The organism is Campylobacter concisus (assembly GCF_902460535.1).
GTDB classification, from domain to species: Bacteria; Campylobacterota; Campylobacteria; order Campylobacterales; family Campylobacteraceae; genus Campylobacter_A; species Campylobacter_A concisus_AS.
In genome coordinates this window covers 216,800-241,145 of record NZ_CABPTV010000001.1, presented here as the reverse complement: position 1 = coordinate 241,145, position 24,346 = coordinate 216,800, and the positions used below count along the sequence as shown (strand labels likewise).

Sequence of the window (24,346 nt, the reverse complement as noted above, 5' to 3'; positions counted from 1 at the left end):
AAAATGCAAAATTATGAAGAACCACTTTTTTTAATAAGCGTTGTAGCAAAGGTTTTAAGCATACATCCACAAACTTTAAGACAATACGAAAGAGAGGGACTAGTTGAACCCTCAAGAACAGACGGCAAGATGAGGCTCTACTCGCAAAAAGACGTTGATCGCGTCAAAACGATACTAAATTTAACCAGAGAACTTGGTGTAAATTTAGCAGGCGTTGATGTGATACTTCAGCTAAAAGAGAAAATTGACGATTTAGAATCGACTATTGATGAGTTAAATAAAAAATTACACGAAGCTACCAGTCAAACTAGCACCAAAAGATCGCTTGTGAAGAGAAAAAGTAGCTTTGATCTTGTATTTTACGAAGGCAAAAAATAATTTATGGAACAAATTTTAGAAGGCTTCTTGCTTGTCGCTGCGATCTCAGTCGCACTAAACGTCATATTTAAGAAATTTCAAATACCAACCATCATCGGCTACATCGTAACCGGTACGCTTATATCAGAATTTTTCAACCTCAAAAGCAACGATGAAATTTCTCATATAGCCGAATTTGGTATTGCATTTTTGATGTTTACGATCGGACTTGAATTTAGCTTTAAGCACCTAATGGGTATGAAAAAAGAGGTCTTTCTAAATGGCGGTCTGCAAGTTTGCTTAAGCGGCTTTATAATGGGCGTGATGCTTTACTACGCGCTTCATCTAAAGGACGAGACAGCGCTTATCGCTGGTCTTGCCTTTGCTCTATCTTCAACTGCGATCGTGCTAAAAACGCTAAATGACAACGGCGATGTGAGTAAAATTTATGGCAGAAAGGCGCTTGGAATTTTGCTATTTCAAGACATAGCCGTCATCCCTATTTTGCTTATGATAGATATGTTTAGCTCACAAGATGCCTCGATAAATGAGCTTTTACTAAAGACTTTTACGAGTGCGGTTATCCTTATCGTTGTGCTATTTTTGCTCGGCAAATACGTCATCAACTGGATATTTTACAAAGTCGTTCAGACAAACTCTCAAGAGGTCTTTATAGCTACGATCCTCTTTTTAGTAGTTGGCGCCAGCACGCTAGCTCACTTCTTTGGCTTTTCATACTCTCTTGGTGCATTTTTAGCTGGTATGATGATGGCAGAGACGCAGTATAAGCACCAGATCGAGGTCGATCTCATACCTTTTAGAGATCTACTTCTTGGACTATTTTTCATAACCGTTGGCATGCAGATAAATTTTGTAGTCGTGCTCTCAAATATCTGGCTAGTTCTAGGGCTAGTCTTTAGCATAATGGTCGTAAAAGCCATCGTCGTTTTTGCCGTTTTAAATATCTACTTAAAACGCAGGGTCGCTGCTAAAACCGCACTTAGCGTCTGTCAGATCGGCGAATTTGCACTGGCTGTCTTTGGGCTGATGACTACTAGAAATTTACTAGATGTCCAAACTGCTCAAATTTTCATAGCAGCCTCTGTTATATCGATGTTTGCGACACCTTTTATACTTAAAAAGCTTGACGTCTTAGCTGATCTCGTCGAGCGCGAAATAGTAATCGAGTCAAACGAGACCTTAAAACCACAAAAACTAAAAAATCACATCGTAGTCTTTGGCTATGATAGGCTCGGTCAAGAGGTGGTTTTGAGACTAAAAGAGACAAAGCTTTTATACATCGTACTTGATAACGACATCAGCCTAGTTGAGCTTGGCAGAAGCCGCGGGGAAAATGTATTTTTAGGAAACGTGCTTCAAAGCAACACTCTTGAAAATGCCTGCCTAAGCGACGCAGCGGCCGTTATCATAACATTTAGCAACGAGCAAAGAGTTGAGCTCATCGCGCAAAAGATCAAAGACTACGGCGCAAATATCCAAACGATCATCAAGGCAAACGGCGAGGGCAACAAAGAGATCTTTGGCGAGCTAGGTGCAAATTTCCACCTAATAAGCGAAGAGCGCGTCATGGCAAAAACTCTTGTTCACGAAGCCCTTCAATACAAGATCGACCACGACGTAAGAGCGTAGCAAATTTAACTTCTTAAAACACGCTTTTTTGTTAAGTTCGTTTAAATAAATTGATAAAACTATTAGCAATATTTTTGATTATATAAGAAACAATAAGAAGCTAAAAATTTGTCTGATCAAAACATCAACGCTAGTCTTAATGAGAAAGAAGTAAAAATTAAAGAGCTATCAAAAGATAAAAAATAGAATTTATTACATTTGCATACAAATCAAAAAGCATATTAGCCAATAATATGCTTTTAAAATTAAATTTAAAGCCTAGCTTTGCCAGGCTTTACTCATTCCTTAAAGTTTGAAGGACATTTACCTCTGTGGCTTTTTTTGCTGGATAGTAGGACGAGATAGCCACGATAAATACAGCTCCAACGATGATAAGCACAAGATCGATGGTTGAGAGTTCAAGTGGTAGTTTGCTTGAGCCATAGACGTCAGCTGGCAGGTCTATGATGTTGAAATTTCCAAGTAAAAATAGCCCCAAAAAGCCAAGCACTAAGCCAAATATAATGCCACCTCCGCCGATAACTAGCCCTTGATAAAAGAAGCTTCTTTTTATCTCGCCTTTGCTAGCTCCAAGCGCTAAAAGTAAGGCGATCTCCTGCCTGCGGTTCATCACGGTCATTAGTAGCGAGCTTATGATATTTAGCGACGCCACAAGGATAATTAACATCAAAACGATAAAAAGTGCTCTTTTTTCAAGTGCGAGCGCTGAGAAAAAGTTGCCATTTTGCTCCCACCAGCCAATAGCAACCGTGCCAGCTGGAAGCCCCTCGCGCACCCTTTTTATATCATCAAATGGCTTACTTGAAAAGATATGAATTCCATCATAAACGCCCTTTGGATAGTCTAAAATTTTCCTCAATGCATCAACTGAAGTATATGAAAATGCCTTGTCGTAGGCGATTAGCCCAGATGTAAATGAGCCACCGATATCAAAGCGCTTCATCTTTGGCGTTAGTGAAAAGCCAGCTGGATCAGCCTTTGTAAAGATAAGCGTTAGTTTTTCATCGTTTCTTAGCCTAAACTCACTCGTTATGCCACTTCCCACAAGTATCTCAAAACCCTCTAGCTCTTTATCTTTTAAAGCATCATTTACAACCGAGTTTATCTGCTTTTCGTCTTTAAAATTTACGCCATAAATTAGCCCGCCTTCAAGCGCATTTGCCGAGCGGTAGATGACCTGCGTACTGATATATGGACTAAATTTAAGGTCGCTAAATTTAGCCTTTAGCTCATCTACAAAGCCATCATCGATGGATCCTTTAAAAGCGCTTTGAACAGTTATAGGATAGTTCATCGTAAAAAGTTTGCGCTCAAATTCTTTATCAAATCCATTCATAATAGCCATCGCAACTATCAAAACCATAAGACCAATGCTCACACCAAGAAATGCGAGCAAGGCGCTTAGAGCGATAAATGGCTGGGTTTTATCAAATCTTAAATATTTAAAAAGTAGATACTTTGGTAAGCTTGTCATCAAATAGCCTTTAAAAGATTAAGGCGCTTTGGCGCCTTAAAAGTAGAAATTTTAAGCAAATATGCCTTTTTTAGGGCCACTTTTGCCGTGGCAATCTTTATATTTTTTACCGCTTCCGCAAGGGCATGGAGCGTTTCTTGGTATCTTTTTTTCAGGCATGAAATTTTCATCTTCACCTTGGTTGTTGTAGCTTAAATTTTCATTTTCAGCATTTTGGCTAGCTTCAAGCATCATCCTAGCTTGCTCTTCTTGCTCCTCACGGCTCTTAAATCTAACGATTTGAAGCGTTTTAACGCTCTCAGTTTTTAGTCTGCCAACTAGCTCCATAAAGAGGTTGTAGCTCTCTTTTTTATACTCCACTAGCGGATCTTTTTGATTATATCCTCTTAGACCGATACCAGTTTTTAGGATATCCATCTGATAGAGGTGCTCTCTCCACGCATTATCAAGCACTTGAAGATATAAAATTTTCTCTATATCTCTTCTCTGCTCTTCATTTAGCACGCTCATTTTTTCGTTATATCTAACCTCTAAAATTTGCGCTATTTTTTCTACTAGTTCGTTATATTCTAGCCCTTTTAGCTCGCTCTCGTCGATCTCTTCGCCGCAGTCCGCAAGGATGATAGAGCATAAATTTTTAATGTCATAGTCATCTTTCAAGCCGCCATGGAAAATTTCAGCCGTATCAAGTAAATTTGTAGCGTATTCAACTCTATTTTGAGCTATCTTTTCGCTCATATCGTAGTTTTTATCAAGTAGCTCGTCGCGGTATTTATAGATAGTCTTTCTTTGCTCATTTGCCACGTCGTCATACTCAAGCAAGTGTTTTCTAGCCTCAAAGTGCAAACTCTCGACTTTCTTTTGAGCATTTTCAACAGCCCTTGTCACCATGCGGCTCTCGATACTCTCGCCCTCGTCGATACCAAGCCTATCCATGATCGCCTTTATGCGGTCGCTACCAAAAATTCTTAAAAGATTGTCCTCTAAGCTTAGGTAAAATCTACTCATACCAGGGTCGCCCTGACGTCCAGCACGGCCACGAAGCTGATTATCTATCCTTCTACTTTCGTGCCTTTCGGTGCCTATGATATATAGACCGCCAAGGTCTCTCACCTCGTCGTTTATCCTGATATCAACACCACGTCCAGCCATGTTTGTAGCGATAGTTACAGCACCTTTTACGCCAGCTTGCGCGATGATCTCAGCCTCTTTTTCGTGGTTTTTAGCATTTAGCACAGAGTGTGGGATGCCTACCTTTTTAAGCATCTCGTGAAGCACCTCACTACGCTCGATACTTGCAGTTCCTACTAGCACTGGCTGACCTTTTTCATGAGCTTTTTTGATCTCGTCGATGACTGCTTTAAATTTCTCATTTTGAGTTTTATAGATAAGGTCGTTTGAGTCGATCCTCTTAACTGGCACGTTTGTAGGTATCGAGATAACTTCAAGGTTGTAAATTTGAGAAAACTCAGTAGCTTCTGTCTGAGCCGTACCAGTCATACCTGCAAGCTTTTTATACATCCTAAAGTAGTTTTGATATGTTGTATCGGCAAGAGTTTGGCTCTCTTCTTGAATTTTCACGCCCTCTTTTGCCTCAAGCGCTTGATGAAGTCCCTCGCTAAAGCGCCTACCCTCGCTTAGACGTCCTGTAAATTCATCAACGATGACAACCTCACCATCTTTTACAACGTAATGAACGTCTTTTTCAAAGAGATTGTGAGCTTTTAGAGCTTGATCTAGGTGGTGGCTTAGCACGGCATTTTCAAGGTTGTATAAATTTTCAACGCCAAAGAGCTTTTCAGCCTTGCTTATGCCAGCTTCTGTGATCATTATCGTTCTATTTTTTTCATCTACTATAAAGTCGCCAGTTGGCTTTGAGCCTGGCACGTTTGGATCAGCTGGAGTGCCTCTGGTAAGCTGTTTTGCGACTTGATCGGCTCTTATATAGCCATCAAGCGTGCGGTTTGTTGGGCCAGAGATGATAAGTGGCGTTCTAGCCTCATCTATCAAGATACTATCGACCTCGTCCACGATGACGAAGTTATGGCCTCTTTGCACCTTTTGGCTAGCTTCAAATTTCATATTATCACGCAGATAGTCAAAGCCAAATTCTGAGTTTGTACCGTATGTTATGTCGGCGTTATAGGCAGCTTGTCTTACTTCATCGTCGTATCCGCCGCTTAGTATCACATCTACGCTTAAGCCTAAAAAGTTATAAAGCTCGCCCATTTGCGTCGCGTCACGCTTTGCAAGGTAGTCATTTACGGTAACTACATGCACGCCCTTGCCGCTCATCGCGTTTAATATAACTGGCAAAGTCGCAACTAAGGTCTTACCCTCGCCTGTCTTCATCTCAGCGATCCTGCCCTCGTTTAGCACCATGCCGCCGATTAGCTGCACGTCAAAATGGCGCATCTTAAGCACCCTTTTGCTAGCCTCTCTAACGATCGCAAAAACATCATTTAAAATTTCACCCAAAGTGACTTTCTCTTCGACGACTTGGGCTTTAAGCTCGTTAAATTTGATCTTAAGCTCATCATCGCTCATCTTCTCATAAGTAGGTTCTAGCGCGTTTATCTGCGCCACGCGTTTTATATATTTTTTGACTTCTCTATCGTTTTTCGTGCCAAAAATCTTTCTAAATACCGATGAAATCATTATTTTACCTTCCTAAATTTTTAAACTTTGGATCTTAGCATAGTTTAACTATTTATTTAATTAAACTGGGCTAGAATACGCCAAAAAAGGATAAAAAATGAGAAAAATTTTGATAGCTTCTCTCGTTGCAGTTTGCTCATTTGGAGCTGGCTTAAATTTTAAAAGCCTGCAAAGTGACTTTACGCAAACCGTCTTTAGCGAGGGCAAAAGTGTAAATTATAAGGGTAGATTTTACGCTAAAAACGACAACACAGCGCTTTGGATATATGAAAGTCCAACACCAAAGAGAATTTACTTTGACAAAGACAAAGTGGTCGTGATCGAAGATGAGCTTGAGCAAGCCATCATTTCAAGACTAGATGACACGCCAAATTTGACGCAGGTTTTGGCTCATGCAGAGCAAATTCAGCCGACTCTTTATAAGGCGATATATGACGGAGTTGAGTACTTTATAACGATCAAAAATACGCTTCCAACGACGATTGACTATAAAGACAAGCTTTCAAATAAGATAAAAATCACTCTAAACAACCCTGTAAAAGACGCGCTCATCCCAAAAGAGACGCTAACTCCAGTCATTCCACAAGGTTACGACATCGTAAATCAATAAATTTGGCTAGCTTTTAGCCAAATTTACTCACCTCTCTCCGAAGTCTTTTCCAAATTCTTGCACATTATTTAGATCAATAGGCTTTTGCACCACATCATTTGGGTCAGGTGCGACGATGATCTCGTTGCCTTTTTTCTTCTTTTCTGGCTTTGTCATCACATCTTCATTTACGCTTGGATCAGAGCATAAATTTTGGCTCTTTATCGCTTTTATGATCTCGCTTAGTTCTAAATTATTTATCACTTTGATATTTAAAATAAGCACGTCGTCGATGTCAAGCGAGTGTTTTTTGGCTGCATATTTCATAAAGAGCTCTTTAAATTTCTCTTTTCCCATCGAGGTTAGGATATCCTCCACGTAAAAGCTACCAACAACGACGTTTAGCGCATCAAGCACGTATGCTTCGTTCTCCTCCACGTCACGTCCGACAACTTCAAGGTTCATGCTTATCTTTTTTGTTAAATTTTGTCCAGCTTTTGAGTAGATATCTGTTTGAAAGTCACTCACTTTTAGCACGTCTGCAAATGCAAAAACGCCAAAAATAAGGCTTAAAAGTAGCTTTTTCATAAACTCTCCTTAATATGCAAAAATACGTTTTCTTGGTAAAATTTCTTAACTTCGTCGTCAATTTTAACCACTTTTCTTAAATGCTGCCTAAAATCACTTTTCTTATCATAAAAAAGTTTTAAATTTTTAGGATTTACCGCGCGAGAAAGTGCGACGTAGAGCTGTCCTTTGGCAAAGATGTGGTTGATGTTGCAAATGAGTGAGTTTATGCTCATGCCTTGAGACTTGTGGATAGTTAGCGCATAGGCTAGCTTAAATGGAAACTGATAAAGCGAAGCTTGCACGTTCTCCTCAATCTCGTCTTCGTTTAAATTTAGCGCGCAAAAGTTATAAGCGCACTTTTCTATCTCGCAGATCTCGCCGCTATCTTTTTGCACGATCACACTTGATATGGCGCCATTTTCTTTTAAAATTTGCATGATCTTGCCCTGCTCGCCGTTGTAGTACTCGCCCCATTTATTTGAAGTAAAGATGATTTTTGCACCTATCTTCATCTCCAAATTTCGCGAGATATTTAGCGTGTTTGCCCACTTTTCAAACTCTTTTTTATCTAAATTTTCATCCATAACAAGCACCTCCGAATTTGAAATTTCAAGAGGCGCATTAAGCGCAAAAAGTCTTTTTTGATTTAGCATCTCAGCCTCTGCGTTTCTACCAAAAAGCACGCTAGTCTCGCTATCTAGCTCTATGACATCCACTCGCAGACCCTCTATATAAGCCATCATCTCATCATCTAGCTCGCCAACTCTAAGACGAGAGAGAATTTCATAAAATTTAAGATCATTTGTGCGTTTTGAGACGAGCAGCTCAACATTTGTAAATTTCATATCCTCCCACGCACTGGAGTTAAAAGCGTATAAAAAGTTAAAAAGTTTGCTCTCATTTTGCTCTTTTTGCACGGGTGGAAGCTGATAAAAGTCGCCCACTATAAGCACCCTGCCCTTAAATTTAGAGGTAAGCAAGCGGTATCTTATCATCTCCATCACATTTGAGCTAACCATCGAAATTTCATCGATCACCAGCAGGTCGCAGGCATCTAGCATATTTCGTAGTTTGCTTAGCTTATCTTTTTGGCGGTAGTCAAGCCGTCTTAGCTCCTCGTAGTCCTTGCAGTAGCCAAATTTAAAAAAGCTATGCAAGCTCACACCCCCAAGGCTAACAGCACTTATGCCAGTTGAGCCAAGGATGACGACGTTTTTGAAATTTTCTTTGTAGTGTCTGATGATGGAGGCGGTTAGATAGCTCTTACCTACACCGCCGCCGCCTGTTAAAAAGACATTTGAGCGAGATAAAATTTCTAAAATTTGATCTTTCATCTACTCAAACATCTCTGGGCGATACTCAAAATGCATCGTATCAAAGTGCTTCCAGCGTCCGCCCCAGATAAATTTATGCTTTTCAAATACTCGCACGATCTTTTCAGGGATCAAGTTCTCATAGCCCTTGCTCCACTGCCAGTAGTGGCTCTTTTTTACATTTATATCGATCGCGATGCCGTAGCTGTGCGCGCTTAGGCGGTTTGTGCCAGCGATGATGCGCCACTTAAATGTCCCGCCTGGATCTTTTAGGTACTCAAGTAAATTTGGATCGCTCTTTACCATCTCGTTTAGCTCATTGCTCACATCCTGCAAGGCAGCTGCGGCGCCATTTTTAGAGTTAAATTTCAAAGGCAAATTTAAAAAATCCTTTAGCCAGATGACATCTACTAAATTTGCCCTTACTGCGCTCTCGCTTGAGCCATAAATTTTGCCTAGAAGCTCGTAGTTTCTGCATCTGCCAGCATCACTTAGAGCCGCGCTAAGTGGCGAAAATGCAGCGTAATCAAGCGCATTCATATCCTCTATGTCAGCCCCAGTGCTGCACTCTTCATCTTTTTGTCTAAAATCATCATAGACTAAACTCGTGCCATCGCTAAATTTAACCAAATTTTCTTCTATCTTTACGCCGTAAGCTCGCTGCAAAGCTGAGATCTTTCTAGCCTTATCTAGCATCCCTTGCTCAGGTCTCATCACATTTATAGAATCAACCTTAGAAATTAGCAAATTTGCACTTTGTATGTCGCTTCTGTTTTGTCCGATATTTAGCGTAGTTATCGCGGTCGCTCCGATTAGCGCTCTGCCATTATTTGTAGTCTTTAGCCCCCAAGCATCATGCACGACGTAGATATCATCGCCCTTGTATCCAGCATAGAGCATGATATGGCCTGGCAGATGCACGAGCGTGAGATATGGCACGCCCTTTTCTTTTATCTCTTTGCTCTTTGCAGCGTTACTAAGACCTTTTAGATTGATCTTTTCGCCCATATTTGCCTGCGCCCTTGAGTTCCTAGGTAACCACACGCCAAAGCTTGCTAGCAAGTCTTTTGTAAAAAGCGAGCAGTCTCTTAGCTTATCCACCCCGCCCCAGCCATAAGGCTGAGTAAGAAGCGAGCTAAGAAGTGTTTTTAAATTTGAGTCGTTAAATTTAAGTGGAAAAAGGGCGCTAAAAGACTTTGGGAGGACAAACTCCCTAAGCATATTTCTTACATAAATTTTGCCGTAGTAGTTTTTATCATCTTGCGCTAAAACTGGCAGTATCGCGCCGACACGTGAGTAAAATAAAAAGTTTCCGCCCTTGTCATAAACTGGCATCTTATCGGTTTTTATCGTTACAAAGCTTGATTTTTGATAGGCAAGCGCCTCTTCATCGCTTATAAATTTGATATCTTCAACCTTCACCCAGCCCCAAACCGCATCATCACTCACAAACGCCCACGCCCTGTCTTTTGAGAGGTGCGATACAAAGAGCGGATGAGCGATGCTTAGGGTTGATTCTTGCAAATAATCAAACGGATAGCCCTCACCTGGAGTTTGCGGATTTAAAAATATCGGCTCGTCGGTTGGGAAATTTCTTACAGCTGTGTTTGCTGAAGTTAGAGCGTAAGCTGAAATTTGCAAAAAGCCAGCAAAATTTGCATTGTCCTTTTGTGCGTCAAACCAGCTTTGCGGTATCTGCCTAAAATTTGAGCCGAAATACTTTCTTTTCTCGCTTGGTTTATATACATTAAACGCCCAAAAAGCGTCATTTGGGTTAAATTTCACGCCTCTTAGAGTAAAAACTTTAAACCTTCTTTTTAAAATTTCATCCTGAGCAAAACTTGCGCTTTGCATATTTTGAGGTAGCGACGAGGCGTCTTGTTTTACTTCAAATTCAAGCAAGCTGATGCGCTCATTTGGCTTATAGACATTTTCGTCTGGCAGGGCATTTTGCTGCTTGTTTGGCTCTGGCTTTGTTGTCTGCGAACAACCCAAAAACAAAGCAACACTCAGTGCTAAAAATATACCTTTTTTCAAATTTCTTCCTTATCCTTAAATATAGCTTCGACGATCAAAACAAAGATATAAAACATCTTTTCATCGTTGTTTTTGCAAATTTGCCTCATCGTCTCGTTTTGATTCTTGACCTTTATATCGTTTGATCTTAAAATTTCTGCAATGTCTGAGCCAAATTTCTTTGAAAGCTCGCCAACTTTGACATCATTTAGCGCGTTTAAAAACCTTGTCATGTTGCAGTCCATCTGAACTGGCTTATGCTTTAAGATATTTTTAAACTCAAGGCTTAGCTTTTTTAGTTTTTTCTTCTTGACGTAGCTGTGGATTATGGTGAGGACAACCAAGCTAAAGCCAAAGAAAATGTGCAAATTTAGCGAATTTTCGCTCATCTCTCCCTTTAAAAAGAGCACGCCACTTGCAAAAAGTCCCACCACGCAGGCAAAAAGTAGCAGCAAGATGATGTATTTAAAGATCACCTCGAGCCAGACGTTATCTTTTAGCTTCTCAAACATCAAGCCGCCCTATCTCATCTTCGCTAAAAACTAAAATTTCATTTTCTTTTAGCAGCTTTGCCGCTACGCCGTCGCCAAAGATTAGCTTTTTAGTGAAGCTTCCATCATAAATTTGCCCGCTCCCACAGCTTGGGCTTCTAGCTTTTAAAACAGCCTTTTTGCAGCCATTTAGCTTAGCTATCTTTAGGCAAATTTCAGCTCCATTGATGAAATTTTCGCTCACATCTTTGGCGGTTTTTGTGACAACAAGCCCATCTTTCATCTCAGCTGGCTCTCTTGGCGTGCTAAGTCCGCCAAAAATCTCTGGACAGACGAAAAGCAGATGATATCTCTTTGAAATTTCATCTAAAACGCCACTATCTAAAAGGTTATTTTCGCCGTTAAATTTGCAGTTTATACCAGCAAGACAAGCGCTTATTAAGAGCTTTTCTCTCAAAGTCCAGCTTCTTTTAAAAGCTCGCTAGCATAAATTTCACGAAGTTTGCTCGAGATTTCGCCCACTTTTGCGCCGTTTATCGCCTTGCCGTCAGCATAAACCACTGGCAAAAGGATGAGCGTAGCAGCCGAGATAAAGACCTCATCAGCGCTATAAACCTCGTCCATGCTAAATTTACGCTCCTCTATCTTTAGGCCGATATCTTTAGCGATCCTTAAAAGCCTCATACGGCGTATCCCTGGTAAAATTTCATTTGAAAGTGGCTTGGTGATGAGGGTTTTATCCTTGATGATAAAAGCGCTTGAGCTACAGCCCTCCGTGACAAAGCCGTTTTCGACCATAAAGCCCTCGTCCGCGCCCTTTTTGTGAGCCTCGTTTTTAGCGTAGCACTGAGCTAGAAGAGAGATTGATTTGATATCGCGCCTCTTCCACCTGATGTCCTCGACGCTTACCACTTTTATGCCAGTTTTTGCAGCTGGGTTGTTTAAAATTTCACTCTCGTAGCAAAAGATAAATACGCTTGGGGTTAAATTTTCCATAAAATAGAAATTTCTAAACGCCACGCCTCTTGTTACTTGCATGTAAATTCCGCCCTCTTTTAAGGCGTTTTTGGCGATCATCTCATTTAAGATCGCTTCAAATTTATCTTTTTCGTAAGTCAGGCTTATATCTATCTCGTTTAAGCTTCTCTCAAACCTCGCCCAAAAGCCCTCTTTATCGACCATTTTTGAATTTATCACAGGCACTACTTCATAAATTCCATCACCAAATATAAATCCTCTATCAAATGCACTAACTTTTGCCTCATCTTTTGGCAAAAACTCGCCATTTAAAAAGACCGTTTCTAAAGCTTTATCTGCCATTTTTAGCTCCTTAAATTTTAGGCAAATTGTATCTAATTTTGTTTGAATTTATAGATTTTTAGATACAATGAGCTGAAATTTTTAAGGTAAAAAGTCTATAAAAAATGAAAGAAAATCTAAGAAACACTATCATTAAAAATATTTTTTTCGTCTCAAAACAGCCTGTTTTATTTAGAGATTTACTTGAAGCAAATGCCCTTTTTAACGAAGGTATGCTAGTTGATGGCGCAAAGCTAAATTTTAGATTTAACCACATGAAGCTCTATCAAATTTACGCACTTATCTGCTTTGTAGTCTTGTTTCCGCTTCTCATCATCACGCACCACTTTTTAGCAAAGGCCGACGCTCACATCTCGATAATAGCAACCACCATCGTCACTTCAGCTGTTTTTATCGGCTTTGATATGTTTAAGGTTTGGGCAAGAAGAGAGATAAGCTTGGATCTTATAAAAAAGGCTTGGAGCGTGCATTTTCCATATTTTGGATATGAAAAGTATTCAAGCAAGGTTGAAGAAATTTACAACACCGCTCTTAAAAATGACGTTTCAAAAAAAGATTTAGAACAATATATATATGAAAAGCTAATCTCTCAAAAAGAGAGCGCTGAGTAAATTTCATTTTGTTTTAAAGCAATACGTAAAATTAGCTTTTTAACGTTTTCGTCTTTGCAAAGTAGCTTCGCTTCTATCTCGCTTATGAAATAATATGGAAGCTTCCTCATCTTTTTATCTAGCATTAAAAACCTATCTGAGATGATTTTTACATCATTTTGCAAGGCGTTTTTCTCCTTTAGCTCATCTAAATTCAGATAATTTCTAAGCTTAATCAGATCGCTATTTATATCATCAAGCTTGCTAGCTATAAATTTTGCATTTTTTATATTATCATCGTCTAAATTTTTACTAACTTTTATAGCGTAGTTTAGCTCATTTAGCGAGCCTAAAATTTCTTTTTCATCCGTGCTAAAAGCATCTTTGTTTGACTCATTTAGAGAAATTTGCACTAAATTTCTAAAACCTATCAAGACATCACTTAAGCTATCTTTTACCTTAGTATAGTCATTTTTTCTAGTTAGCAAATATGCAGCAAAAACTATCACAAAGCCAGCTGCCACGTCAAGCAGTCTATCGACCATAAGGGCTAAAAAGTCTCTTTTTATAAGCGAAAAAATAGATGTAAATTCAAACATAAAAGCCGTTGCAAAGACGATTTGTTTGTAGGCTTTAAGATAATAAACCAAAAACATACCGATAAAGACAACCACGTAAAATGCGTATGATTCACCCATAAATTTCACAAAAACAAGCGCGATAAAAAAGCCGACAACTCCGCCAAGAAGGCTATCTCTACCTGCATTTTTTAAAGCATCTTCGTCGCTTTTGTTTAGACTCATCACTGCTATGGCGATCCAAATTCCATGATTTATATGAAAAGCTTGCGCTATAAAAATGGCTAGCGACATACAAATGGCAAGCCTTAACGACTCTTTTAATACTTCATTTTTTAAATTTATCTTTTTAAACGCCTCTTTTAGCGTGATCTTTTTTGTGTTATTAAACGAGAGCTTATCCTCGCCGCCCTCTTTTATAAGTAAAAATTTATCGTAAAGCACACCAAGTGAGCTTGCAAAAATTTTAAAATTTGAGTTTTTGGCTAAATTTAGCGCTTCAAATTTTAGCTTTGGAGTTTGATTTTTGAAAATTTTTTTAAGCTCAAAAAGGTTGTAAGTGATCTCATTTTTTACCTCATTTAAAAGCGCTTTGTCCTCGATCCTTTCAAACGAAGCACCTAATGTTCGAAGCAAAAGAGCGATCTCTTCAACTTTATAAAAATAAAATAGCGCCTTGGCTTGATTTCTAACTAGCTTAACATCTTTTATCTTTAGGCTTTTGTTTGCAAAAATTTCTTTTGATTTGTCAATCAAACTCATCAAATCTGCGATACTTGCGTAAAAATGGCTCGTGCCAAGCGCCTTACTCGACAAGATGGCGTTATCTAACAAGAAGCTGATGCTCTTTTTAGTAAATTTGCCGTATTTGCCAAAGTTTTCAAATTTTATGATGATGCTTAGCACGCCAGCAAGCACCAGACCGCCGATGCTTTCAATCACATTTAGCCCAACTGCGGCCTTTGTCACAAAAGCAACTAGCCCTGTTGCATTTACGGCAAGCAAAATTTTGTTTAAATTTGAGCTATAAATTTGGCTAATACCTACCACAAATATCCAGACAAATACGATAAGCGAGAGCCAAACGCCAAGGCTAATAAATGGATCAACAAAGGGCATAAAAGCGCAAGAAAGCACGATGTAAAGAAGCAAAAAGGCAAATTTGCTCCTATCTTTGCACTCAAGCTCGCCAAGAAAGAAGATGCCCATCGTGATATTTACAGCCATGATGGCGCCACTTAGATGAAAGAAGTGAAAGCACAAAAAGCAGTTAAAAGCGATGGTCGTGGCAGCTTTTAGCGAGTAGATGAGCTGGAAATTTGCAGGGTCGTAGTAGTGGATGAAGCTTTTAAATTTCTTAATTATTTCCATTGACGCTCTTGCATATTGTTTAAAATTTGATTTTTATAGCGCAAATTTTCAAGCTTTATGCTAAGAGCTCTGTTTTCCTCAAGGAGCATATCTCGTTTGCCGCTGATATCGGCGATATCTCTACTTATATAATAAATTTGATTTGCTATATAAATTTTTGGCAAAAATAGAGCTAGTGCTATAAAAACCGCCAGATAGACCATCACTAGCGTCTTAAAGCTTAAATTTACCTCACGTTTTTGTTCCTCGTCGTGAAGTGTTAGTAGCTCTTCTTTTTCTTGCATCTTTATCCTTTTATCTTAAAAACACGCAGTTTTGCGCTCTTGCTTCGTGAGTTTTGCGCTAGCTCACTTTGGCTCGCTGTTAGTGGCTTTTTGGTTAAAATTTCGCCCAGTTCGTGGTTATTTCCACACTCACATCGGTAGATGCCAGGCAGGCAGATACAGCTGTTTGCCCACTTTTTGAAGCGCTCTTTTACGATCCTATCTTCAAGCGAGTGAAATGTAATAATCGCCACCAAGCAATCCTTAAAACCGCCCTTTTCTATACTATCAAGCAAATTTGTTAGCTCGTCTAGCTCGCCATTTACCTCTATCCTGATCGCCTGAAACGCCAGTATCGCAGGGCTAACACCTCGCCCTTTTATCTGAGCTGTGCCTATTATATTTGCAAGCTCTTTTGCGCTCGTTATCTTGCCTAAATTTCTAGCATTTATGATTTTGTTTGCAATGCTGGCGGAATTTTTTAGCTCGCCGTAGTCCCTAAAAATCCTAACTAACTCATCAAAAGAGTAGTCATTTACAACATCATAGGCGCTAAATTCTCGCTCTTTATCCATACGCATATCAAGCGTGCTTGAGCCGATACTAAAGCCCCTATCATCTTTATCTATCTGCAGCGAACTAACGCCAATGTCAGCTAAAATTCCTCTAACATTTGAAATTTCATCGCTGCTAAGTTTGCTAATAAGCTCAGAAAAATTGCTCTTATAAATTTTAACTCTATTACCAAATTGCTCAAGTTTTTTGAGCGAAAAATTTATAGCTTCGATGTCTTTGTCGCAAGCGATCAAATTTAAATTTTCATTTTGAGACAAAATAGCACTAGAATGTCCAGCATATCCAAGCGTGCAATCTATAAAATTTCCACGCAGATCTTTAAAAAAAGATAAAACTTCGTCAAGTAAAACGCTAATATGCGGACTTTGCAACACTGCCTCTTTAATGAAATTAGTGTGAAAATTTATCGAAATTTTACTTAAAAAGCTATCATTACATAAAATTTTACACAAATTTTAAGATAGCTTAAATATAATCACCCAAACATAGGAGAAAAAATGGACTTAATGCACTCAACAAATGAGATAAAAAAGATATCTCTTTCGATGTTTAGAAAGAATTTTTTTGGTGTTTTTCATGGTTCTATCTCTGCAAGAGTAGAAAAAAATCAATTTATCATCAACAAGCAAAGTGCTATTTTTGACGACTTGCAAGATAGCGATCTAACGCTTCTTTCATCAAAAAAAGACTACCGCTGGAATGATGCGAGTTTGGATGCTGATATACACTTAAATATCTACAAAAACATAAATGAAGCAAAATTTGTCTGCTACGCCATGCCTCCATATGCGACAGCTTATGCAATGAAACATGAGAAAATAGCGCCAAAAGACTATTTTGGGTGCATTAGATTTAATGAAATTTTAGTCTATGATCCAAAGCAGTTTGACGACTGGTATGAGCGTGCTGAGACAGAAATTTATAGAGCTATGATAGAGAAAAATACTAACGTCGTCGTGATCAAAGGATACGGTGTTTACGCGTATAGCAGGAGTCCTCAGCTACTTGCAAAAGATATAGCTTTGTTAGAAAATAGCTGCAAACTGCTTCATATTACTGGTGGTTACAGCGATTTTAGCATTTAAATTTTTGCTAACAAAGATAAAAAATGTTAGTAAAAATTTAGCAAGAAACGTTTTTATAAAGCCCCATTTTAAGCTTATTTAAGCCAAATTTCTATAAAATATCACATAAGCTTTGTTAGTATTTTATAAGGAAGAACTTAATGTTATCTTGGATGCAAAAACATAAAAAATACCTAGTCGTGACAATTTGGGTAAGCACGATAGCTTTTGTCGGTGCTGGTTTTGTCGGCTGGGGCGCATACGATCTAAACAGCAACAGAGCTACTTCAGTAGCTAAAGTAGGACACAGAAACATAAGCGTTCAAGAGTTGCAACAAAAATATGATAGACTTTATCAGTACTACAATAACGTATTTGAAGGCAAACTAACTCAAGAAAAAGCTGAAGAGTTAGGTTTGGAAAATGCTGCACTTCAGGCTGCTATCCAAGAAAATTTATTGCTAAATTTTGCAGACGATATCGGTCTAAGCGTAAATAAAGACGATGTTTTAAAATACATAATCGTCGATCCAACATTTCAAAAAGACGGCGTTTTTGACAAAAATTTATACTACGATGTGCTAAGAAGAGCTAGGATAAACCCAACTGATTTTGAAGATAATCTAAAGCTAACTATTCTACTAGACAAACTTAGAACTATTTTAAATTTGCCTGCTAGCAAAGAAGATATTGCAATGATGGAAGCTAGCTTTTTCATGCAAGATAAATTAGCTGTACAAGTAGTAAATGCTGATCAAAGCGAGATCAAAGTAGATGAGAAAGAGCTAAAAGATCTTTGGGAGATAAATAAAAATAACTATATGACAAAGACACTTTATGGCATAGATACATACTTTGTCGAATCAGAAAAAAGCGACGCAAACGAAAGCGTTTTAAAATCTTACTATAACGAGAACCAAGATAAATACAAGGGATCTGATGACAAGATAAAACCTTTTAGTGAGGTAAAAGCTGAGGTTAATAAAGACTATAACATAGAGCAAAGCAAAACTAACGCTTTAGAAAAGTATGTCGCTGTTAAAAAAGCTGAAATTGCAACCAATGGTTTTATAAGCGTAAATGAAGACAATGCTACTTTTTCACTTGATGAGATCAAGGGTGCAAAAGTTGGCGAAGTTATAAAACCATTTATCTACAAAGATGGCTATTTAATAGCTAGAGTAAAAAGTATAACTCCTCCACAACCTATGAGCTTTGAACAAGCAAGAGCTAATGTGCTTGAAATTTATAAAAGCAAAAAAGAAAAAGAAATTTTAACAGCAAAAGCAAAAGAGACTCTACAAAACTTTAAAGGCACAGATGTTGGCTTTGTTAGCAGAGAGGTAAATGGCTCTATTGCGGGCTTAAATGAGAGCGATACAAGAGCTTTTGTATCTCAACTTTTTGATACTAACAATACAAAAGGTTATGTTATATTAGATGACAAAGCCGTAGTGTACGATATTTTGGAACAAAGATTGCTTACTAACAATATAAATAACAACTATAAGCAAATAACACAACAAAATGTTGCAATGCTTAAAAACAACGAGTTGATAAAAGATTTAACAAACAAACTTCTAAAATATTATGAAGTTAAAGAATATGTCAAAAGGTAAAAATTTTGAGTACTAGAATTTTAGGCATAGATGTCGGATCATTTCAAATTTGTGCTGTTATAGCAGAACAAAATGATGATGGCATAAAAATAATAGGAATAGGTACAGAAAAAGCACAAGGTATAAAAAAGGGCGCTATAAACAACATTGAACTAGCTGCAAAATCTATAAAAAATGCACTCATAGAAGCGCAAAAAGTTGCGGGCACACACTACGAAAGAGTAGTGGTTTCGATATCCGGAAAATATACTAAAAGCGTAAATAGTAGTGGCGTAGTAAATATACCAAATCATGAAATAGGCATAAAAGAGATTGAGCGTGCTATGCAGATGGCAGATCACAATGCCGAGACTTCACCAGAATATGAAAAACTTCATGTCTTACCATATAACTTTAAAGTGGATGGACAAGAATTTATAGAAGATCCTATTGGCATGAATGGCACCAGACTTGAAGTGCAAACACATATCATAAGCATTCAAAAATCACAACTTAGCAACCTAAGAAAAGCTGTAAATTTAGCAGGCGTGCAAGTTGATAATGTAGTTCTTTCTGGTTACGCTTCAGCCATAGCAACACTAACAAAAGACGAAAAAGAACTTGGTGTTGCGCTTATAGATATGGGCGGCGAGACATGTAATATGGTAGTGCATGCTGGAAATTCACTAAGATACAACTCATATCTACATGTTGGCTCGGCAAATATAACCATAGATCTTTCAATGGCACTTCATACTCCTTTACCAAAAGCTGAAGAGATAAAACTAGAATATGGCAAGCTAGTAAATAAATCAGTCGATCTTATCGAGCTTCCAAGACTTGGTGATGAGCAAAAAACTCACGAAGTTTCACTTGATGTTATATCAAATGTCATCTCAGCTAGAGCAGAAGAGACTGTGATGGTACTTGCAAATATGCTTGAAGATAGTGGATACAAAGATCTTGTTGGTGCTGGCATAGTACTAACTGGTGGCATGACAAAACTTGATGGACTAAAAGACTTAGCTTCTGCGATATTTGACAACATGCCAGTTAGGATCGCTAGACCAAAAGAGATGGATGGTTTATATGAAATTTTAAGAGATCCGGCAAATTCTTGTGCCATAGGACTTTGTATGTATGGCGCTGGAGAATTTACGCCTTATGAGATAGACTCAGAAAAAAAGATGAGATATAAAGGTGAATTAAGATCAAAGCCAAAAACAAATTTCAACATTTTTGAAGAAGAGAAAAAAGAGAAATTTGAAGCAAAAAAACAAGAAAAAGATGATTTTGAAGAGGGCATTGAGCTTGTAAATATGGATATAAATTTAGAGCAAACAAACAACAAAAACGAGCTTGCAAATATTGCTGATATAAGTAAGCAAGAAAAAAAACCAAGTGCTTTAAAGAAATTTTGGCACAGCATGACACAACTATTTTGAGGAGAATTTTTACTATGAGCAACAGTTTCACAATCGAAGAGAACAAGAGCCTATATAGCGCAAAGATAAAGGTAGTAGGCGTAGGTGGTGGTGGTGGTAATATGATAAACCACATCATCAGAGAGAATCCAAATTTAGACATCGATCTAATGATAGCAAACACAGATGCTAAGGCACTTGACAATTCTCCTGCACACACAAAGATACAGCTTGGTGAAAAAAAGACAAAAGGTCTTGGCGCTGGTATGAGACCAGAGATTGGCAAAGAAGCTGCACAAGAGAGCTACGAAGAGATAAAAAGCGCTCTTGAAACTTCTGATGTTGTGTTTATCGCTTCAGGTCTTGGTGGTGGTACAGGCACAGGTGCTGCTCCAGTTGTTGCACAAGCTGCAAAAGAGATAGGTGCGCTAACAGTTGCAGTTGTTACTATGCCTTTTTCATTTGAGGGTAAAAAACGTAGCAAGCTAGCAGATATCGGTCTAAGCGAGCTTAGAAAAGAGAGCGACTCTATCGTTATCATACCAAACGACAGACTTTTAACTTTGATAGATAAAAAATCAGGCATCAAAGAGAGCTTTAAAATGGTTGATGAAGTGCTTGCAAGAGCAGTAAATGGTATGTGCTCTATCGTGCTTGACTCTGGTGTTAGCGATATCAACCTTGACTTTGCTGACGTAAAAACAGTTATGAGCCACAGAGGTCATGCTTTGATGGGCGTTGGCGAGGCTTATGGCGAGGGTGCAGCTCAAGAAGCCATCAAAAATGCTATCCAGTCTCCACTGCTTGACAACATGAACATAAACGGAGCGCTTGGTGTTTTAGTTCATTTCAAAATGCATCCAAACTGCTCACTTGATGACCTTCATAGCGCGATGTCAATGATCGAAGAGGCATCTGATGATGATGCTGATGTGATCTTTGGTACAACAACTGATGAAAACATAGAGGATAATAAAGTCGAAGTTACTATCATCGCAACAGGTTTTAAAGGTACTGAAAAAGAAAGCGAAGAAAAAAAAATAGCCCAAGAGCCTGAAAACGATCTTTTAAATAAAAATATCGTTTTAAAAAGAAGAGTAAGTGGCGGATATAACAGCGACGAGTATATCTCTCAGCTAGATATCCCATCATATCTTCGCCACCAAATGGACTAAGTCTTAACTAAAAATTCTCCTGTTAAATTGCAAGTTTATCTTGCAATTTACCTTTTAATATATTCAAAATTTTAACCATAATCTAGCAAACACTTAAACTTGCATTATATTTTTTAGCTTTTACTTGCATAAATTTGTTAAAGAGCTTAAGCATTACCAAAAAAAAATTTAACTACGCTTTTATGATATTTTTAAAATTTAAAGTAGAAGTTCGAGAAGAAAAGCTAGAAATTTGCTGACTAAGCTAAATTTCTAGCCAATAAATTTTAATTCACTCCAAGTTGTGCTTTTACAAAATCGCTTGCCATTTGGATATTCCACTCTGGCTCCCAAACTAGGTCGATCTCACACTCTTTCACACCCTCCACACCAAGCACAGCCGTTTCAACCCAGCCAAGTATCATCTCATGAAGCGGGCATGACTTAGTTGAAAGTGTCATAGTCACCTTTGCTTTGCCATTTTCATCGCAGCTTGCATCATATATGAGCCCAAGCGAAACAATGTCAAAGCCAACCTCTGGATCGACAATATTTGACAGAGCATCATAAATTTTTTCTTTCATTTTTTATCCTTTAAAACCAGTAAATTTAAAAACGTTTATCATATTTACAGCAAGCAAAATGATGCTTAAAGCCATAAAAATCATACTTGCATAGACCAAATTTCTCATCTCAAAGCTAACCGCCAAAGGATAGCACACAAGCGAAATGACATTAAAAGCTATGGCGTAATAAGCCGCCTTTTTTAATATCATCGCATCAAGCAGCGGTACTTTTGCCTTGCCAACAAATGGCGCCACATAGTGATACCAGATGAGAAATGGCGCGATCTTATAAAGATGAGCCACGATAAAGGCAAACAAAAAGCCATATATCATAAAAAATGCAGCCAAATTTAGCTTTTCAAAAACCATAAATGTAGCAGCACAAAGCAAGGCAAGCAGTGAAAGAGCGATATTTACATTCCAGTAGTCATACGCCTTTCTCACGCGTTTTTTTAAGATATAAAATGCCTGAGCTATAAAAAGCAAAGCTGCCACAGCCACCGCAAAAATAGCTAAATTTTCATCGATTGCCAACAAAACTCCAGCTAAAATATAGCAGGTAAGCGAAGCCTTACTAAGTGTAAATTTAAGATCATGCGCCAGCGCAAACATCGGTAAAAGCACGCTTGCGGCCCCAAGTATGACAAAAAATACAAAGCCCAGCACAAAATATACGTGAAATTTTAATGTCATCATAAAATCAAGCATAAGTGTGCCGCCAAGTATCATCACTAGGCAAAATCCAAGCGTTATGCCAACTAGCAAAAATATCGCCGAGACAAAGAGCGCAAAGGCAGCAAAGCTTCTTTTTTGATTATTTAAAAAGCTTAGAGCATAGGTCGAGCTAAAAAATACGAGCGAGAAAAATAGCAAAACTGCGCTGATTTGCAAAATTTGACCCTCGCCAAATATCATCGCATAGCTCATAGCAAGCAGTGAAAAGCAAAAAACGGCTAAATTTAAAATAGCCCCTTTGACCGTAAAAAACGGCTTTTCTAGTATGACCGAGGTTAGCTGATAGAGCGCTCCGATGATGATGCTCATCACAAAGCCCACGAAAAATATATGCAAAAAGCCAGCTGTATTTAGCGAGCTGATCCCCTCAAAATCAGCGCAGAAAAAGGCCGGGACGCTTAGCGCTAAAAAGAAAATTCCAGCGATAAAGTAGCCACCAACTAGCTTAAATGGCGGTGCATAAGTGTTTAAAAGCATTTTAGTGGCAAAGGCTAGCGTCTATGTTTTCTATGCTCGCACCCTCTTTTAGGCTAAAAGTCATCTTCACAGCCCCGCCCTCAAGGTCCTCTCGCTCCACGTCAAAGCTCTTTTCTATCTTTGGTATGAGCCCAGCTGGAAATTTGTGATTTACCATCACGATTTTAGTATCTTTATCAGCAAATTTTATCGCCAAAAGCGCGTTCATCATGGGCTCTGGCGGCACGCAAGGACGTGAGTCAAAGCCCACAAAGCTTACTCCATTTTCACTAAATTTATAAAACGGCACCGTCGCACCCTCTACGTTAAACTGCTCTGCATTTTTGAAAAATTCACTCATTTTTTCTCCTTTTGATTTTGGAAAATTATACTCTGATTAAACTTTTCAAACCATTGATTTGCTTCAACAAAAGCTACTTTACGTAGGGGATAAACTCCTCGTATCCAAGCCTAGCCATATCCTCAAGCGGTATAAATTTAAGGCTAGCTCCGTTTATGCAGTATCTTAGTCCGCCCTTATCGCTTGGCCCATCGTCAAAGACATGCCCAAGGTGCGCATCGCTGTTTTGTGACTTCACCTCGACCCTTTTCATCATAAAAGAGTTGTCTTCTTTATACGTAAGCGCAGTTGTCGTGATAGGCTTTGTAAAGCTTGGCCAGCCGCACCCTGCGTCAAATTTATCAGCGCTTGAAAAGAGCGGCTTGCCACTTGTGATATCGACATAGATGCCCTTTTTGTCAAATTTATCATACTCGCTGCTAAATGGCCTCTCAGTCGCCGCCTCCTGTGTCACAGCATACTGCTCGCTGCTTAAATTTCTCTTTAGTTCCTCTTTGCTAAGCGGCTTAAATTTAGCCTCATCATAGAGCGGTTTGCCGGCTAAATTTAGGTCGATATGGCAGTATCCAAAAGGGTTTTTATCAAGATAGTCTTGGTGATACTCCTCGGCAATGATAAAATTTTTAAGTGGTGCGACCTCAACCACGATCTTATCTTTAAATTTCTTTTGCTCGATCTTCATAAAGCTCTCAATGACTGGCAGATCGTCCTTGCTAACATAGTAAATCCCGCTTCTATACTGCCTGCCAACGTCATTACCCTGTTTATTTAGCGAGGTCGGGTCGATCACCCTAAAAAAATGAGCCAAAATTTCAGCCAAAGCGACCCTGTTTTCGTCAAATTTCACATAAAGTGTCTCGGCGTGATCACTCTCATGAAGCTCGCGGTAGCTCGTGTTCTCACTCTTGCCATTTGCGTAGCCCACCTTTGTATCCACCACGCCAAATATCTTTTTAAAATATCCCTGCATGCCCCAAAAGCAGCCACCTGCTAAATAAATTTCTTTCAAATTTTGCCCTGCCATCGTCCGCTCCTTTAAAAACTCATCTTTCGCCGTCAAATTTATACCCAAAAATACAATAAAAACCAAGAGAAAATTTAATATCTTTTTCATGTGAGCTCCTTTTTTGAAGGATTATATAGAATTTAAAGTTATAAAGTGTGAAGTAAGG

The 24,346-nt window shown here is 38.6% G+C and carries 22 protein-coding genes and 2 pseudogenes; 8 read left to right on the top strand and 16 right to left on the bottom strand.

The features are described from left to right. Positions 1-3: 3 nt before the first annotated feature. Positions 4-378, top strand: coding sequence for a heat shock protein transcriptional repressor HspR (locus tag FZ945_RS01195; protein ID WP_103559065.1), 375 nt, complete (start codon positions 4-6; stop codon positions 376-378). Positions 379-381: 3 nt separating this feature from the next. Beyond that, entirely contained in the window at positions 382-2,007 is a 1,626-nt protein-coding gene (locus tag FZ945_RS01190) for a cation:proton antiporter (protein ID WP_148801918.1), read from the top strand. A gap of 274 nt (positions 2,008-2,281) precedes the next feature. Here FZ945_RS01190 and FZ945_RS01185 read toward each other — a convergent pair whose 3' ends face one another. The 3 genes and pseudogenes from FZ945_RS01185 to secA all read right to left on the bottom strand — a co-directional run. Beyond that, on the bottom strand, positions 2,282-3,481 hold the full coding sequence (locus tag FZ945_RS01185) for an ABC transporter permease (RefSeq protein ID WP_148801916.1): 1,200 nt from the start codon (positions 3,479-3,481) through the stop codon (positions 2,282-2,284). Between the two features lie 51 nt (positions 3,482-3,532). After that, positions 3,533-3,634: pseudogene (locus FZ945_RS10495) on the bottom strand (SEC-C metal-binding domain-containing protein); the annotation flags it as partial. Positions 3,635-3,742: 108 nt separating this feature from the next. Continuing rightward, positions 3,743-6,139: pseudogene (gene secA / locus FZ945_RS01180) on the bottom strand (preprotein translocase subunit SecA); the annotation flags it as partial. Positions 6,140-6,236: 97 nt separating this feature from the next. On the opposite strand from secA, the gene lolA reads away from it, so the two are divergent. After that, positions 6,237-6,749 carry a LolA-like outer membrane lipoprotein chaperone gene (gene lolA, locus FZ945_RS01175; RefSeq protein WP_148801912.1) on the top strand — a complete coding sequence of 171 codons (513 nt, stop codon included), beginning with the start codon at positions 6,237-6,239 and terminating at the stop codon, positions 6,747-6,749. Between the two features lie 27 nt (positions 6,750-6,776). Here the strand turns inward: lolA and FZ945_RS01170 are convergent, their stop codons facing one another. The 6 genes from FZ945_RS01170 to FZ945_RS01145 are packed head-to-tail and all read right to left on the bottom strand — an operon-like array spanning position 6,777 to position 12,438. Then, complete coding sequence (locus FZ945_RS01170) at positions 6,777-7,316, bottom strand: hypothetical protein (RefSeq protein WP_148801910.1); 540 nt, start codon at positions 7,314-7,316, stop codon at positions 6,777-6,779. After that, positions 7,313-8,632 carry an ATP-dependent DNA helicase gene (locus FZ945_RS01165; protein WP_148801908.1) on the bottom strand — a complete coding sequence of 440 codons (1,320 nt, stop codon included), beginning with the start codon at positions 8,630-8,632 and terminating at the stop codon, positions 7,313-7,315. The genes FZ945_RS01170 and FZ945_RS01165 overlap by 4 nt, the downstream gene beginning before the upstream one ends. Next, the gene (locus FZ945_RS01160) at positions 8,633-10,648 is read right to left on the bottom strand and encodes a bifunctional C40 family peptidase/M15 family metallopeptidase (protein WP_148801906.1); all 2,016 of its coding nucleotides are present in this window, start codon (positions 10,646-10,648) and stop codon (positions 8,633-8,635) included. Next, complete coding sequence (locus tag FZ945_RS01155) at positions 10,645-11,139, bottom strand: chemotaxis protein (RefSeq protein ID WP_148801904.1); 495 nt, start codon at positions 11,137-11,139, stop codon at positions 10,645-10,647. Before FZ945_RS01155 ends, FZ945_RS01160 begins: the two co-directional genes overlap by 4 nt. Then, positions 11,132-11,575, bottom strand: coding sequence for a 2-thiouracil desulfurase family protein (locus tag FZ945_RS01150; protein ID WP_148801902.1), 444 nt, complete (start codon positions 11,573-11,575; stop codon positions 11,132-11,134). Before FZ945_RS01150 ends, FZ945_RS01155 begins: the two co-directional genes overlap by 8 nt. Then, entirely contained in the window at positions 11,572-12,438 is an 867-nt protein-coding gene (locus FZ945_RS01145; protein WP_148801900.1) for a D-amino acid aminotransferase, read from the bottom strand. The genes FZ945_RS01150 and FZ945_RS01145 overlap by 4 nt, the downstream gene beginning before the upstream one ends. Before the next feature lie 104 nt (positions 12,439-12,542). Between FZ945_RS01145 and FZ945_RS01140 the strand changes: the two genes are divergently transcribed. After that, the gene (locus FZ945_RS01140) at positions 12,543-13,049 is read left to right on the top strand and encodes a hypothetical protein (protein ID WP_148801898.1); all 507 of its coding nucleotides are present in this window, start codon (positions 12,543-12,545) and stop codon (positions 13,047-13,049) included. On the opposite strand, the gene FZ945_RS01135 is transcribed toward FZ945_RS01140, so the two are convergent. From FZ945_RS01135 to rsmH, 3 genes are read right to left on the bottom strand one after another with little or no spacing between them, the layout of a single operon-like run. Beyond that, the gene (locus FZ945_RS01135) at positions 13,028-14,977 is read right to left on the bottom strand and encodes an FUSC family protein (RefSeq protein WP_148801896.1); all 1,950 of its coding nucleotides are present in this window, start codon (positions 14,975-14,977) and stop codon (positions 13,028-13,030) included. The genes FZ945_RS01140 and FZ945_RS01135 overlap by 22 nt on opposite strands. Next, positions 14,968-15,261, bottom strand: a complete 294-nt coding sequence (locus FZ945_RS01130; protein ID WP_002940285.1) for a hypothetical protein — start codon at positions 15,259-15,261, stop codon at positions 14,968-14,970. Before FZ945_RS01130 ends, FZ945_RS01135 begins: the two co-directional genes overlap by 10 nt. A gap of 2 nt (positions 15,262-15,263) precedes the next feature. Further along, a complete protein-coding gene (gene rsmH / locus FZ945_RS01125; protein ID WP_148801894.1) occupies positions 15,264-16,187 on the bottom strand; it encodes a 16S rRNA (cytosine(1402)-N(4))-methyltransferase RsmH in 924 nt (307 codons plus the stop codon). A gap of 126 nt (positions 16,188-16,313) precedes the next feature. Here rsmH and FZ945_RS01120 point away from each other — a divergent pair, with 126 nt between their 5' ends. The 4 genes from FZ945_RS01120 (at position 16,314) to ftsZ (ending at position 21,077) form a co-directional block, all read left to right on the top strand. Then, positions 16,314-16,901: a class II aldolase and adducin N-terminal domain-containing protein gene (locus FZ945_RS01120; protein WP_148801892.1), complete on the top strand. Its 588-nt coding sequence runs from the start codon at positions 16,314-16,316 to the stop codon at positions 16,899-16,901. A 140-nt stretch (positions 16,902-17,041) separates the two neighbouring features. Beyond that, a complete protein-coding gene (locus tag FZ945_RS01115) occupies positions 17,042-18,499 on the top strand; it encodes a peptidylprolyl isomerase (RefSeq protein ID WP_148801890.1) in 1,458 nt (485 codons plus the stop codon). A gap of 5 nt (positions 18,500-18,504) precedes the next feature. Continuing rightward, positions 18,505-19,923: a cell division protein FtsA gene (gene ftsA / locus FZ945_RS01110; RefSeq protein ID WP_148801888.1), complete on the top strand. Its 1,419-nt coding sequence runs from the start codon at positions 18,505-18,507 to the stop codon at positions 19,921-19,923. A 14-nt stretch (positions 19,924-19,937) separates the two neighbouring features. After that, positions 19,938-21,077, top strand: a complete 1,140-nt coding sequence (gene ftsZ, locus FZ945_RS01105; RefSeq protein WP_148785420.1) for a cell division protein FtsZ — start codon at positions 19,938-19,940, stop codon at positions 21,075-21,077. 266 nt (positions 21,078-21,343) lie between these two features. Here ftsZ and FZ945_RS01100 read toward each other — a convergent pair whose 3' ends face one another. From FZ945_RS01100 to msrB, 4 genes are all read right to left on the bottom strand, one after another. Further along, a complete protein-coding gene (locus tag FZ945_RS01100) occupies positions 21,344-21,640 on the bottom strand; it encodes a metal-sulfur cluster assembly factor (RefSeq protein WP_012001609.1) in 297 nt (98 codons plus the stop codon). 3 nt (positions 21,641-21,643) lie between these two features. After that, positions 21,644-22,834, bottom strand: a complete 1,191-nt coding sequence (locus FZ945_RS01095) for a peptidase M50 (protein ID WP_148801886.1) — start codon at positions 22,832-22,834, stop codon at positions 21,644-21,646. Position 22,835: 1 nt separating this feature from the next. Beyond that, a complete protein-coding gene (locus FZ945_RS01090) occupies positions 22,836-23,174 on the bottom strand; it encodes a hypothetical protein (RefSeq protein ID WP_148801884.1) in 339 nt (112 codons plus the stop codon). Positions 23,175-23,247: 73 nt separating this feature from the next. Then, positions 23,248-24,288 (bottom strand): peptide-methionine (R)-S-oxide reductase MsrB, encoded by a 1,041-nt coding sequence (gene msrB, locus FZ945_RS01085; protein WP_148801882.1) that lies wholly within the window; start codon positions 24,286-24,288, stop codon positions 23,248-23,250. Positions 24,289-24,346 lie beyond the last annotated feature (58 nt).